Source organism: Pseudomonas sp. NY15354, assembly GCF_048068075.1.
GTDB classification, from domain to species: Bacteria; Pseudomonadota; Gammaproteobacteria; order Pseudomonadales; family Pseudomonadaceae; genus Aquipseudomonas; species Aquipseudomonas guariconensis_C.
The window spans coordinates 116,110-130,916 of record NZ_JBLUPV010000009.1 but is presented as its reverse complement, the minus strand read 5'-3'; the positions used below and the strand labels follow the sequence as shown (position 1 = coordinate 130,916).

Here is a 14,807-nt window from a genome sequence, read left to right as displayed (position 1 = left end):
CAGCTCACGGGTAGGCGACGTAGACGTCGGTGAGCAGGTCGGCGGGCTGCGGCTTGGGATCGGACTTGGCGCGGCGTACGGCGTCTTCGATCAGGTCCTCGACGCGGGCATCGATGGCATCGAGCTGCGCATGGCTGAGCAGGCCGGCGCGGGTGGTCTTGTTGCGAAACTGCAGCAGGCAATCGCGCTGCTCGCGCAGGTTTTTCACCTCGTCCGGGGCGCGGTAGGTCTGGGCATCGCCCTCGAAGTGGCCGTAGTAGCGGCTGAGCTTGACCTCGATCAGCGAGGGGCCTTGCCCTGCGCGGGCGCGTTCGATGGCGGCGCCCGCAGCCTCGTGCACGGCGAAGAAGTCAAAGCCGTCGATGGTCACCCCAGGCATGCCGAAGCCTGCGGCGCGGTCGGCGATGTGATCGCAGGCCACCGACCAGGTCGAGGCGGTGGCTTCGGCGTAGCCGTTGTTTTCGGCGACGAAGATACACGGCAGGTTCATGATCGAGGCCAGGTTCATCGCCTCGAACACCGCACCTTCGTTGGAGGCGCCATCGCCGAAGAAGGCCACCGACACGTCATCGCGCCCCTTGATCTTGGCAGCCAGCGCAGCGCCGGCCACCAAGGGAGCACCGGCACCGACGATGCCATTGGCCCCGAGCATGCCTTTTTCCAGGTCGGCGATGTGCATCGAGCCGCCCTTGCCGCCACAGACGCCGGTCTTCTTGCCGTAGATCTCGGCCATCATCCCGTATACGTCCACGCCCTTGGCGATGCAGTGGCCATGGCCACGGTGGGTCGAGGCGATGCAGTCGCTGTCGCGCAGGTGGGCCATGACCCCAGCGGCGGAGGCCTCCTCGCCGGCATAGAGGTGCACGAAACCTGGGATTTCGCCGGTGGCGAATTCCACGTGCAGGCGTTCTTCGAAGGCGCGGATGGTGCGCATCACTTCATAGGCATGCAGCAATTGTTCGGAACTGAGGTGAGTGGACATCTTGTTGTTCTCCAGGGTTGTCTCAACACAGGTTTGCAGCGAAGTGCCGATGATCGCGAGGGATCGCCAGCAAGTGATGGCGGGCGGCGTAGGCCAGCACGGCCTCCACGTCCACGGTAAGCGGGCCATTGGCGTCGAGGGTGACGGTGGGGGTGTCGTGCTCGGCGAACTCGATCTCCCGTTCCCCATCCAGGGCCAAGGTGCCGCTGGCGAGGGTCAGGGGGTAGGCGACGTCGGGTTCCAGCGGGCCGGATGCGCTGATGCCGCAGGCCTGCAGCAGGCCAGGGGCCACAGGCGCGAGCAGGGCTTGCTGGCTGTCCGCGTCCAGGTGCACCCAGGCGCCATGCCGATCCTGGCGCGATACCGGGCACCACAGCCCGCACAGGGCGGAAAGGCCGATGGCGTGGGGTTCGGCGAAACAGGCGAACACCTCGGCCAGGTCCTCGCTGCGGCTCAGCGCGCGGGCGCCGATGAAGCGCTGGGGCGATACCGCGACTTCCACCAATGCCCATTCGCACAGGCTCTGCTCGGGCACGCGCACCAGCAGGCGCTTGTTGCGACGCAGGCCGATGCCGGCCGGGACCCGACCACTGGCCTGCAAGCCACCAGCCAGCCCGGCGCTGGTGGCCTCGCGCAGCTCGGGGAAGGCATTGTTGGTGCCGGTGGACAAGGTCAGCAGCGGCACATCACCGGCCTCGGCGGCGACCGCCTTATGGGTGCCATCGCCACCGAGCACGGCGATCATGGTCACGCCGCACTCGACCATGCGCCGGGTGGCCAGGCGCGTATCGGCCACGGTCTGGGTGAGCGGCAGGTCGAGCAGGTGCAGCGCGGGCCAGTGTTGGCTGCGGGCGACCGGGCCGACACTGGCCTTGAGCACGGCGGCGGCGATGCCGGTCATGTCGGTCGGCAGCAGCACCTTGGCGATGCCGGTGGCGCCGAAGGCGGCAAGCAGGCGCTGGATGGTCGAGGCCTTGTCGGTGCTCGAGTACAGCCCGGCGTTGGCGGTCAGGCGGCGCAGGTCGCGACCGGAGGCCGGGTTGGCGATGATGCCGATGGTCGGGGCAGGTTGCGTCATGGCGCACCTCGGTTTCTTGTTTGCCAGGGCTAGAGCAAGCGCGGTGCCAGGTTTGCCGGGTCCACCGGCAACGCCCGTGGCAGAGCGTTTCTGACTCCCAGGGGCCGCTGTCTGTGCACTGCCGAGCGAGACGCCGGGTGCCAACCAGGCCGGGGCGCAGGCGAGACGCTGAGACGCAGCGTCTCAGGCCGGCCGATGATCACGCGACGCTTGTCGGACAGTGCCTTGAGGCGCTTAATGGCCGCACAACGACAAGAACACGAGACCGGAGGCCCAATGCTTGCCGCGAACTCCCGAGCCCATGTCGACTGCGTCAGCCGGGTGCTGAAAAACGCCGAGCGCCTGCCCCAGGCCCCGGTGCCGACGCTGATCCTCGACTCGTGGCGCCGCTCCATGGACCTGTACCGCCTGGACCCCGGCTCCTTGCAGGGGCCGCGCATCCTGTCCCAGGCGGTGCTCAACGAGTGCCGCGAGCGCGCCGAGCTGTTCCTGCGCATTGCCAGCGACGCCGTGGCCCGGTTGCACGCACAGGTGCGCGGCGCCGACTACTGCGTGCTGCTCACCGACGCCCAGGGGCGAACCATCGACTATCGGGTCGAGTCGGCCATCCGCAACGACTGCCGCAAGGCCGGGCTGTACCTGGGCACGTGCTGGTCGGAAGGCGAAGAGGGCACCTGCGGGGTGGCGGCGGTGTTGACCAGCAAGGCGCCCATCACGGTGCACAAGCGCGACCACTTTCGCGCCGCCTTCATTGGCCTGACCTGCACGGCTGCGCCGGTGTTCGATCCTCAGGGGGAATTGCTGGGCGTGGTGGACGTGTCCGCCTTGCAGTCACCGGACGACCGTCGCAGCCAGCACCTGATCCGTCAGTTGGTCGAGCAGACCGCGCGCGAGATCGAGAACGCGTTCTTCATGCACAGCGCCCAGGGTCACTGGGTGATGCGCGCCCATGGCACCCCCGGCTACGTGGAAAGCCAACCGGACTACCTATTGGCTTGGGATGCCGACGGTCGTCTGCAGGCGATCAACAGCCTGGCCCGCCAGCGCCTGTTGGCGGGGCTTGGGCGGCTGCCGATGCACATTGGCGAGCTGTTCGACCTCGACCAACTGCGCCATGCCAGCGACGCGAGCGCCCAGCGCCTGCCGGGCTGGGGTGGGCTCTATGGCCGTGTCAGCGCGCCCCAGCGCCGGGCTCGGCCAGCGGCGCCCCGGCAGGCCCAGGATGCGCGCATCGAACAGCACCTGCGTCTGGCCACGCGGGTGAAGGACTGCAACCTGGCGGTGTTGGTGCAGGGCGAGACCGGAGTGGGCAAAGAAGTCTTCGCCCGCCAGGTGCACCAGCAAAGCCTGCGTCGCGAAGGCCCGTTCATCACCCTCAACTGCGCGGCGATCCCGGAAAACCTCATCGAGAGCGAACTGTTCGGTTATGTGGCCGGGGCCTTCACCGGCGCTTCGGGCAAGGGCATGCAGGGCCTGTTGCAGCAGGCTGATGGCGGTACGCTGTTCCTCGATGAGATCGGTGACATGCCATTGAACCTGCAGACCCGCCTGTTGCGCGTGCTGGCCGAGGGTGAGGTGGCGCCGTTGGGCGCGGCACGCCGCCAGCGTGTGGACATGCAGGTGATCTGCGCCACCCACCGGGATCTGGCGGCGATGGTGGCCGAAGGGCGTTTTCGCGAGGACCTGTATTTTCGCCTGGCCAATGCCCGCTTCGAGTTGCCACCGCTGCGCGAGCGCCACGACCGCTTGGGGTTGATCCACCAACTGCTGGCCGAGGAAGCCGAGGCCTGTGGCGTCGATGTGAGGCTGACGGACGCGGCGCTCGAAGCGCTGCTGACCTATCGCTGGCCGGGCAACCTGCGTCAGCTGCGCCAGGTGCTGCGCTATGCCTGCGCGGTGTGCGATGGCGGGCAGGTGAGGTGCGAGGACCTGCCCGAAGCGGTGCGCGGCGAGGGGACGACAGCTGCCGACAGTGTCTGCGACCCAGCGCGCCAGTTGCTGCTCGACGCGTTGATCCGGCATCGCTGGAAGCCGGCGGACGCGGCCAAGGCGCTGGGCATCTCCCGAGCGACCCTGTACCGGCGAGTGCATGAGCACCACATCGAGATGCCGAGGATGAAAGGCTAGCCTGTTCACCTGCGCGGCCCCATTCGCGGGTAAACCCGCACACAGGTTCTCCGGTGTTCTCAACAACACCGCTGTGTCTGTGGGAACTGCGCCAGGGCTGGTATTTGCACGGCTGAGCCCCGGCGCTGACCTGCGGGTTTACCCGCGAATAGGCCGGAACTGTCAACAAATAATTAGCTTATTTGCCGTTGCCGTTGATGCGCGATGGAACAGGCACCACCAATCGCGACCTCAGGAGGCCGAGTGGAGGTGTCTGGAGGGGCAGGCGCATAGCGCCCTTCGGCGAGAGCCGAAGTCGCGAGATGGAGGCTGGCGCAGCCAGCCGGAGGCCGCGAAGCCCCGCAAGGCAATGAAGAGGGAACCCCGCCACGGGCGGGGCTGATGTGGGAGCCAGCGGCTTTGCCTACTTTTGCCCAAGAGCAAAAGTAGGTCGCCGTAAAGGCGAAAAGCGCCAGTGGCGCCACCACCAAACCGGATATTCACACAACCTGAAAGCCCAAGCCCAACTCACCCCCGCTGCGCAAGCCGTTCCTGTTGTTCGCCAAACGTGCGGAGCTCAAGTACGGCATCTCTGCCCGCGAGCTGTTGGTCGAGCTAGGCCGCCGAGGCACCGTAGGCGGCCAGGAAGACATGATCGAAGACCTCGCCCTGACCCTCTCCCGCGCCCGAGGCGTGCTGCCGACCTGAAATCCCACGGGACTGCTGCGCAGCCCATCGCGGCACAAGGCCGCTCCTACACCCGTACAGCTCAACCCATGTCCTACACGGATTGCGCAGTATCTGTAGGAGCGGCCTTGTGCCGCGAAAGGGCCGTGCAACGGCCCCAGGATGTGGCGGCATGGGGCTGCGTTGCAGCCCATCGCAGGCTTTGCCAGCGCCTACACGTGTTTGCGCCGATTGTCAGGTCGACGCTTGGCCTTGTTCTGTGGTGCCTTCTTCGCGGGTAAACCCGCTCCCACAGGGATTGCGCAAGTCTTGAGAGCAGTGCAATTCCGGTGGAAGCCGACGAAGCCTGGGCGGGTATTTGCACGGCTGAGCCGTGTCAAGAAATACCAACCGAAGGCGATTCGAGATTGTCCAGCACCATAGAATCTCCCACAGGATTCGGCGCTGCCCTTGAGTGCAGCGCATTCCAGCAGTGATGAAGTTAAGCGATGCCTTGCGGATCGACACGGGCGTTGTGGGCGGGTTTACCCGCGAAAGCGTCGGTGTGAGCGCCGCTGCAGTCAGGGAATAGAACGCGCTGGCCAACCGCCACGCCCACAGCGATCTCGAACAACGCCAATGCGATCTCGACGCATTACCCCCGAATCGGGGAATCCGCTGGGGAATCCTCCCCAATCTGTTTTGAATGCCAACCTAACGCATTGAAAAACAACTAGAAAATTTATGGCATGCCACTTGCTCCGGCTTTGCGCAGAACGTCTGTGTTCCCCGGAGGTGCAGCATGATGACCCCGTTGAAAGGCTCCGTCCTGACCTCACTGGCCCTGACCCTGCTGGGATGGGGAGTGATGAGCGAGGCCGCGGTGCAGTGCCAGCGCACGCTGGTCGCCAACGTAGTGGCACTGGATCAGCCGCTGATGTTCAACCGCCTGGGGGCACAGAATGCCAATGGCATGATCTTCGCCCTGCGCCAGGACGTGGTGGACGAGCACCTGGTGCCCCTGAGCAATGGCGGGGCGGCAGTCCCCGGCAAGGTCACCCTGCGCCCGGACAAGCGCCCACGGCCGATCGTGCTGCGGGTCGCAGCCGGTGACTGCCTGACGGTCAACCTCACCAACCTGCTGGCCTACCAGGCCAACCCCAACAAGCATGGCTTCGACCCCGAGGAGAATGAAGTCGAGGGCGAGGAAGGGCCGGAACTGGAAGTCGAAGCCCAGAACGAAGGCTTTGTCGCCGACGAGCAGGTCACCGACCGCTTCGTGGGGTTCCAGGTGAACGGCATGCAGGCGGTCAACGGCATCAGCGACATCGCCGCCAACACTGGCCGCAACGGCAACTTCCTGGTGGCCCCGGGCAATACCCGCAGCTACACCCTCTACGCCGAGCGCGAAGGCGCCTTCGCGGCCACCAGCAAGGGCGCGACCTTTGGCGGTGAAGGCACGGCGGGCAACGTCTCCAATGGGCTGTTCGGCCAGGTGGTGGTGGTCCCCAAGAATGGGCGGACCTACCGCAATACCCTGACCGAAGAGGAAATGCGCCTGGCCACCACCGGCCGTACCGCCACCGGCCAGCCGGTGATCGACTACAACGCCCGCTACCCGCAGGTCGAACCGTGGATCGCCGAAGGCAAGGCGGGCAAGCCGATCATCGCCATGGTCGATGGCAACGAGATCCTCAGCAGCGAAACCGACGCCATCGTCATGGGCCCCAACCAGGACGGTAGCTTCCCGCCGTCGACCTACCCGCTGGAGTCCATCGGCAAGCGCAACCCGGCACTGCCCAACCGCCTGGAAGCCTTCCGCGACTTCGCCTCGCAGTTCGCCGATGAAGTGGCCGGCACCCAGGCCTTCCCCGGTTACTGGGCCGATCCGGTGATGGGGCATGTGCTGGAGCCGACCCGCGATTCGTTCATGATCAACTACGGCTCGGGCGGCATGGGTGCCGAAGTGGTGGCCAACCGTCTGGGCGTGGGGCCGATGCATGACTGCCTGTCCTGCGCCTATGAGGAGTTCTTCCTCAGTGCGCACACTGTGGGCGACGTCGGCACCCTGGTAGACGTCCCGGCCAACGTTGGCCTTGAGCACATCCGCCCAGGCGAGACGCCGCCGGCCAATGCGGTCGGGGTCAAGGCCACCATGGCCCTGTACCCCTCGGAGCCGGCCAACGTACACCACAGCTACATCGGGGACTTCACCAAGTTCCGCAACACCCACAATGGCCACGAGCAGCACATATTCCACCTGCACGGCCACCAATGGCTGTTCAACCCCAATGACGACAACTCCGACTATATCGATGCCCAAGGCATCGGTGCCGGTGGCGGCTATACCTACGAGATCGCCAACGGGGGCTCCGGCAACCGTAACCGGGTGGCGGGCGATGCCATCTATCACTGCCACTTCTACCCGCACTTCGCCCAGGGCATGTGGGCCATGTGGCGGGTGCACGACGTGTTCGAGGAGGGCACTCGCCTGGCCGTGAGCGGTGAAGGCGAAAACGGCTTCCACACAGCGCCCTTCGGCCTGCGCAGCGGCAAGCCAGCGGTGGGTGCGCGGGCGCTTCCGGACGGCGAGATCATCGCCGGCACGCCCATTCCGGCAATCGTGCCGCTGCCTGGCAAGGCCATGGCACCGATGCCCGGCAAGGTCACCGTGGTGCCGAAACTGGCCGAGACCCTGGTGGCCGAGCAGGACGACGATGACGAACACGAAGAAGGCGATGACGATCATCCGCAGGAAACCACCGCGCCTCGCGCCGTGGGCTCCCTGGCCCTGGTCGATCGCAGCGAGAGCAACCGCAACGCCGATGGCACCCTGAAGAACCCCGGCTACCCGTTCTGGATCGGTGGCATCGAGAGCAGTGTCGGCCAACGTCCGCCGACCCCGCCGCTGGACATGCTCGACCCGGCCCTGGCCCGGCAGCTCAAGGACAGTGGCAAGGCTCTGTGGGCCAACCTCGACCCCAACCAGGTCGACGGCTGGAACGGAGGCCTGGGCCGTCACGCGCTGGATGGCGTCTCCGCCGGCGGCGAAGCCGAGATCACCACGACCAAGCTGGACTTCTCCAAATCGGTGCAAAAGGCCAAGCCGATCTACCTGCCGGAAGAGGGCACCGATGTCGAGCAGGCCGCCATGCAGTTCCATGCCAAGGCCGAGCATCCCAGCTATGCCCTGATGCTCAACAGCTCGCCGGTGCCGCGCAACTTCCGCACCAACGGTGCCTTGCCCACGGCCGGTGCGCCGTACTACGAGCCGTGCATGGACGATCGCGGCAAGCGCCTGACCCAGTCCTCGGGCGTGGGCGAGTTCGCCAGCGGCGAAAGCCTGGGCGGCATGAACTTCCGGGGCAGTTCGACCTTCACCGCCGACCGCCCGCGCATCTACAAGGGCGCCAACATCCAGTTCGACGCGGTGTACAACAAGGTCGGCTACCACTTCCCGCAGGCGCGCATCATCGCCCTGTGGGAGGACGCCTGGCCGGTGATCACCAAGCAGCGCCCACCGGAGCCGCTGGTGATGCGCATGAACACTTTCGACTGCACCATGTACCAGCACACCAACCTGATCCCGTCGTTCTATGAAATGGACGACTACCAGGTGCGCACCCCGACCGACGTGATCGGCCAGCACATCCACCTGCCCAAGTGGGACCTGACCGCCGCCGACGGCTCGGCCAACGGCTGGAACTACGAAGACGGCATCCTCTCGCCCGGCAGTGTGGTCGAGCGTATACAGGCCATTCGCAGCTTCAACGGCTGCACCGAGGGCGACCCACGCGATGGCACCGACGCCTGCCCGAAAGCCAAGCAACACCCGTACTTCGGGCGCTTTGGTCGGGCCGACTGGCTGGGCGCGCGTACCGCCATGCAGCGCTGGTTCGCAGACCCGCTGGTCAACGTGCACAACGTCGACCGGGGCCTGGGCACCATCTTCACTCACGACCACCTTGGCCCATCGACCCACCAGCAACTGGGCCTGTATGCGACGGTACTGGCCGAGCCGGCTGGCTCGACCTGGTACCACGCGGAAACCGGCGAAAAACTCTACAACCCGGCCACACGCCAGGATGGCGGGCCGACCTCGTGGCAGGCGGTGATCCAGACCGGCGATCACGACGGCGACGGCAAGAACGACAGCTACCGTGAGTTCTTCCTGGAGTACAGCGACTTCCAGCATGCCTATGAAGCGGGCGTGTACGTGGGCGCAGGCCCGGACGGCAAGCCTGACGGCCAGGCCTATCCGGCCACCGCCGACAGCTTCCGCTACGCGATCAACCCGCCTGTGCGGCAGAAGGCCTCCAACCTGCTCGAAGCGATCGTCGAGTCGCGCGGCGGGCTGGCCCCAGGCTGCCCAAGCCGTCCATGTCCACAGGCGATCTCGGTGGATGACCCTGGCATGTTCGTCGTCAATTACCGCAACGAACCGCTGGCCCTGCGCGTGTTCGACCCGAACAAGGTCGGCCCGGACGGCAAGCGCGGCATGCAGGCCGACGGCATGGCCGGCGACCTGGCCTATGCCATGCAAAGCCGCACCGACCGCGCCATCCCGGCGATGAACCAGGCGCCCTCGGCGATCACCTCGGCGGTCGGCCCGACCGGCGGCACCACGCTGTTCCCGCCGCACATCAACCAAGGTTCCGAGCCGGGTGACCCGTTCACCCCGATGCTGCGCACCTACTCGGGCGACAACGTGCGGCTGCGCATGCACGCCGGTGGCCACGAAGAAGAGCACAACATCACCCTGCACGGCGTGAAGTGGCTGCAGAACGGCTCCGGCTTCGGCAACAGCTCCAACTCGGGCTGGAAGTCGTCGCAGATGATCGGGATCTCCGAGCAACTGGGCTTCATGGCCCCGGTGTCGATGATCTCCAGCTCCGCGGCCACCAACGGTGACTACCTGTACTCCCTCGATGCGGCGCTGGAGGGCTACTGGAACGGCATCTGGGGCATCATGCGCAACTACACGGCCCAGCGTGCGGACCTGTTCCCGCTGCCGAACAACCCGCAACCGGTGGCCATGCGCAACACCGTGGCGTTCGACGGCATCTGCCCGAAAACCACGGCCAACGTCAATGGCATCGGCAGCCGGCCGACGGTCAAGCGCAACTATGAAGTGGTCGCGGCCCTGGCCAACGACATCCTGGAGAACCGCAACGGGGTCAGCATCGCCGACCCGGCTGGCCTCGGTCAGCATGTCGGCGGCCCGCTCAAGGCCAACGGCGGCACCTTGGTGTTCAACAGCCGCCGGACCAGCATCCCACTGGTGTCCGGGGTCGATCCGGAAGATGGCGAGACCTTCACCATCGGTGGCCATGCCGCACCGCTGCATGACCCGACCGCGATCCTGTACGTGCGCAAGGCCGACCTGGATCCGACCACCGGCAAGCTCAAGGCTGGCGTCCCGGTGGAGCCATTGGTGCTGCGGGCCAACTCCGGCGACTGCATCAGCATCACCCTGGAAAACCGCCTGCCGATGGTCATGCCTGACCTGGCCAGCACCGCGGTGATGCATGGCGTGGTCAAGCGCGACCGCAATGACAGCGAAGGCGCCACCGTGTTCAACAACAACCAGATGCGGCCTTCGAGCCATGTGGGGCTGCACGCGCAACTGCTGGCCTACGACATCACCAAGTCCGATGGCACCAACGTGGGCCTGAACCCGGTGCAGACCGTACCGCCGCGGGCGGGCACCAGCGGCGCCTACCCAAGCAAGGTGTACCAGTTCTATGCCGGGCACCTGGAGCGTGAAGGCAAACCGGTGCTGCAACTGGGCCGCACGGTGGACAACATCAACACCACGGCCATCGAGTTCGGCGGCCTCAACCTGACCCCGGCGGATGTCATCAAGCAGCCGCAGAAGGGCCTGGTCGGTGCCATGAGCATCCTGCCTCAGGGCGCGACCTGGACCGAAGACACCGCCAGCCGTGCCCAGGCCACCGTCAAGGTCACCGGCCAGCCGGACTACCGCGACTTCGTCACGGTCTGGCAGCGCGCCTTGAACATGCGCTGGGCCGATGGTCGGCCGGTGGAGGGCATCAACACCGAGGGCAACGGCGCTGCGGGCGATCCGCAGGACAACGGCAACATGGCCGTCAACTACAAGACCGAGCCGCTGTGGCTGCGCTTTGGCATGGCGCCTGATTCGCCATTCGGCCATGCCGCCGGCCTGGGCTTTGCGGACGTGCCCAACGCCCACATGGCCTACGCCAATGCGCTGGTCGGCGGTGATCCGCAGACCCCGGTGCTCTGGGCCAAGCCCGGTCAGCCGCTGCGCAACCACATCCTCATGCCCAGCGGTGGCAGCCGCGGCATGATCTACCAGCTCGACGGGCACCTGTGGCCATTGCACGCCTACCAGGCGGAAAAAAACGATGTCGATGGCTACCCCATGGGCCTGCCTGGCATCGGCTCGGTGCGCTTCGGCTACAACCCGATGGCGATGTACATCGGCGCCCAGGAGAGCGTGCTGCCAGCCGCGCACTTCAGCTTCATGCTGCCCAGCGCAGGGGGTGCCAACGGTGTGCCAGGCGACTACCTGTTCCGCGACTACGGGGCCTACGGCAACCTTTCAGGGCTGTGGGGGATTCTGCGGGTCACCAATGAAACCCCGCCGGCCACCGCCCCGGCACAATAAGAAAAGAGGGAGCGCGCATGAACAAGAAGACTCGCCCCGCCTACCTGGGGGTCATGCTGGGAGTGACGCTGATCGGCCTGGGCCTTGCCTACGACAAGCTCTGGTGCGACCCGCGCGAACTGCTGCAGGAGCAGGCCGACCCCTTGGGCCTGCACCGGCTCAGCCGCGACGGCGTGACCGTGGAGTTCGAGGCTCGGCCCCTCGATGGTGGAGAGCTGCGTGAGGGCAACTTCGCCAACATCCGCTTCAAGGTCAGCGACCAGACCAGCGGCCAGCCGCTTTCGGGGATGGCACCCGGCGCCTGGCTGGATCCGGCCCAGTCGGCGCCACCCGGCGATCGCGAGAGCAGCTGCAAGGCGCGGGTGGCGCTGTTTCTCAAGAGCAGCATTGGCGCGCGCCCGTTGCTGGACCTCAACAGCTACTTCCTGTTGGTGCTGAACAAGGACGCCAGCCTCACGGTGATCGACCCCACTGTCTCGGTCGGCGGGGTCACCAGCACCCTGGCGCGCATCGACCTGCCGGGCCGGCCAATGGACTGGGTGGCCACCGGCGATGACCGGCAAGTGTTCGTGTCCATGCCCGAGCGCAACCAGGTGGCGGTGATCGACACCGAGACCTTCACCCGCGTGGCCAACCTGGAGGCGGGCGAGCAGCCGCTGCGGGTGGCCCTGCAGCCGGACCAGCGCCGGCTGTGGGTCGGCAACAACAGTGACGATCCGGCCAAAGGTGGGGTGACGGTGATCGATGTGCCTAGCCGTACCACGCTCAAGACCTTCGTCACCGGCTCCGGGCATCACGAGATCGCCTTCAGCAGCGATTCACGCTACGCCTTCATCAGTAACCGCGACGCCGGCACCCTGAGCATCATCGACATCGCCGACATGCGCCTGGCCAAGACCCTGCAGGTGGGCCCGCATCCGCTGTCGGTGGCCTATTCGGCGCTGTCCCAGGCGGTGTACGTGGCCGATGGCAAGGAAGGCACGGTGCGGGTGATCGATGCCCGCAGCCACCAGGTGCGCAACACGGTCAAGGCCGAGCAGGGCCTGGGGCCGATGCGGTTCAGCGAAGACGGGCGCTACGGCATCGTGCTCAATACCCTGGAAAACCAGGCGCTGGTGATCGACGCCAGCAACGATCAACTGATCCATCGCATCCCGGTCGCGGCCGAGCCGTACCAACTGACCTTTACCAAGGGCTATGCCTACGTGCGCGGCCTGGCCTCGCCGAAGGTTAGCATGATCAACCTGGCCAGCCTGGGGGCGGGGCGTGAGCCGATCGTCCAGGGCTTCGAGGCCGGTCCCGCCGCGCCGCGTCAGGCCGGGGACCTGCCGTTGGCCCAGGGGCTTACGGTGGCCCGCGATGACAATTCGGTATTCGTGGTCAACCCGGTGGACAACACCACGTACTTCTACGCCGAAGGCATGAACGCCCCCATGTCGGGCTACAACAACCGTGGGCACCAGGCCCGTGCGGCGATCGTGGTCGACCGCAGCCTGCGCGAAATCGCCCCGGGGGTGTACGGCTCGACGGTGAAACTGCCGGCGGCAGGCACCTTCGACGTGGCGTTCCTGCTCAACCAGCCGCAGATCATCCACTGCTTCAGCACCCAGATCTCGGCGGCGCCGGACGCGGCCAAGCGCAAGGGGGTGCATGCCGAGTTCCTGGGTGACGAGCAACCAGCGCTGCAGAACAGCCCCTACATCGCCCGCGTGCGCATCCTCGGTGACGACGGCGAGCCCCGCCTGGGCCTGCGCGACCTGAGCCTGCGCTACTTCCTGGCGCCTTCTTCGATGCCGCGCAACCTGCCGCTGCAGGAGATGGGGGACGGGGTGTACCAGGGGGCGCTGCACCTGGCCGAGGCGGGCGCCTGGTACCTGCATGTGCAGTCGCCGACCCTGGGCCGCAAGTTCGCCGAAGAGAACTACACCAGCCTGCGCGTCCTGCCGGCCGCCGCACCTACCGCTTCCCAAGGGGAACCCAGGAGTGTCAGATGAACGCCAAGCTCGCTTGCAACCTGCTTGCCCTGAGCCTGCTGCTCGGTGGCGAGCACGTCCTGGCCCACGCCGGACATGATCACAGCGGCCATGCCGAGCAACCGCCGGCAGCCCGTCAGGAAAAGGCCAGCGTGCAGTTTGCCGATGTGTCGTTGCTCGACCAGAACGGCATGCCGGTGCGCCTTGAGAAGGACCTGGTGGGCGACCGCCTGGTGGTCATGGGCTTCATCTATACCAGTTGCACCACGGTTTGCCCGGTGGTCTCGTCGATCATGTCCAAGGTCCAGCAGCAACTGGGCGGGCGGGTGGGCGAAGAGATCCAGTTGGTGTCGATCAGCGTCGACCCCCAGCGCGACGACTCCAAGCGCCTGCTCGGCTATGCCAAGGCGTTCCAGCATGGCCCGGGCTGGAGCTGGTTGACCGGCTCGCCCTACGCCATCACCGAGACGCTCAAAGGCCTGGGCAGCTTCAGCGCCGACCTCAGCCAGCACCCGCCGTTGATCCTGGTCGGTGACGGGCGCAGCGGGCATTGGACCCGGTACTACGGCTTTACCGATCCGGCCGTGCTGATCAGCGAAATCAACCGCCTCAGCGCCCGTCGGGTGCACGCCAAGAGCACCGCCATCGCCGGCGGCCCGGACAGCCAGGAGGTGCAGCCATGAGCAGCTCGACGATTCGCCGCGCCGGCATGCGCGGCCTGGATTGGCTGACCCTGGTCGGCTGTCTGTGGATCCTCGCCTCGGTGGCCCTGGCCCATGACGGTCATGGGCCGAGCGCGCCGCAGCCGCAGCCTGCGCCCCAGGCCATGAACAGCGGTGGTGGCACCCGCGATGCGCAGACCTGGTTCACCGACACCGTGCTCAAGGACCAGAACGGCCGCGAGCTGCGCTTCTACAGCGATGTGCTCAAGGACAAGGTGGTGATGCTCAACGTCATCTTCACCCATTGCAATGACGCCTGCCCGCTGATCACCCGCAAGCTGCGCGAGGTGCGCGACGCCATGGGCCCTGAGCTGGCCGGGCAGGTCACCTTCGTGTCCATCAGCAGCGACCCGCTCAACGACACCCCCGAGGCGCTCAAAACCTTTGCCCAGAAGCAGGGCGTGGACGGGCCGAACTGGCTGTTCTTGACCGGGGACAAGGCCAATGTCGATCTGGTGCTGGGCCGTCTCGGGCAGTTCCTGCCCAGCCCCGAGCAGCATTCCACCCAGTTGATCGCCGGCGACGTCGCCGGCAAACGCTGGAGCAAGATTCGCCCCGACGCTCCGCCCGTTGCCATTGCCCAGCGCATGCAACTGCTGGCCCAGCCCCTGGCGGGACGGTGAGTGCC

General features: G+C 66.5%; 7 protein-coding genes and 1 pseudogene. 6 read left to right on the top strand and 2 right to left on the bottom strand.

Annotated elements, in window-relative coordinates; genetic code table 11:
- Positions 1-4: 4 nt before the first annotated feature.
- Both ACNFCH_RS11835 and ACNFCH_RS11830 read right to left on the bottom strand, forming a co-directional pair.
- Complete coding sequence (locus ACNFCH_RS11835; protein ID WP_337160047.1) at positions 5-982, bottom strand: thiamine pyrophosphate-dependent dehydrogenase E1 component subunit alpha; 978 nt, start codon at positions 980-982, stop codon at positions 5-7.
- A 22-nt stretch (positions 983-1,004) separates the two neighbouring features.
- A complete protein-coding gene (locus ACNFCH_RS11830; RefSeq protein WP_337160048.1) occupies positions 1,005-2,060 on the bottom strand; it encodes an ATP-NAD kinase family protein in 1,056 nt (351 codons plus the stop codon).
- A 276-nt stretch (positions 2,061-2,336) separates the two neighbouring features.
- On the opposite strand from ACNFCH_RS11830, the gene ACNFCH_RS11825 reads away from it, so the two are divergent.
- The 6 genes and pseudogenes from ACNFCH_RS11825 to ACNFCH_RS11800 all read left to right on the top strand — a co-directional run bounded on the left by ACNFCH_RS11825 (position 2,337) and on the right by ACNFCH_RS11800 (position 14,802).
- The gene (locus ACNFCH_RS11825; protein WP_416742845.1) at positions 2,337-4,187 is read left to right on the top strand and encodes a sigma-54-dependent Fis family transcriptional regulator; all 1,851 of its coding nucleotides are present in this window, start codon (positions 2,337-2,339) and stop codon (positions 4,185-4,187) included.
- 528 nt (positions 4,188-4,715) lie between these two features.
- Positions 4,716-4,874, top strand: a pseudogene (locus tag ACNFCH_RS11820) (4-hydroxy-2-oxovalerate aldolase); the annotation flags it as partial.
- Positions 4,875-5,634: 760 nt separating this feature from the next.
- Positions 5,635-11,484 (top strand): manganese-oxidizing multicopper oxidase MnxG, encoded by a 5,850-nt coding sequence (gene mnxG / locus ACNFCH_RS11815; protein ID WP_416742844.1) that lies wholly within the window; start codon positions 5,635-5,637, stop codon positions 11,482-11,484.
- A 17-nt stretch (positions 11,485-11,501) separates the two neighbouring features.
- On the top strand, positions 11,502-13,478 hold the full coding sequence (locus ACNFCH_RS11810; RefSeq protein WP_337157345.1) for a cytochrome D1 domain-containing protein: 1,977 nt from the start codon (positions 11,502-11,504) through the stop codon (positions 13,476-13,478).
- Positions 13,475-14,140 (top strand): SCO family protein, encoded by a 666-nt coding sequence (locus tag ACNFCH_RS11805; protein WP_196165434.1) that lies wholly within the window; start codon positions 13,475-13,477, stop codon positions 14,138-14,140. The genes ACNFCH_RS11810 and ACNFCH_RS11805 overlap by 4 nt, the downstream gene beginning before the upstream one ends.
- A complete protein-coding gene (locus tag ACNFCH_RS11800) occupies positions 14,137-14,802 on the top strand; it encodes an SCO family protein (protein ID WP_416742843.1) in 666 nt (221 codons plus the stop codon). Before ACNFCH_RS11805 ends, ACNFCH_RS11800 begins: the two co-directional genes overlap by 4 nt.
- The last annotated feature ends 5 nt before the right edge of the window (positions 14,803-14,807 follow it).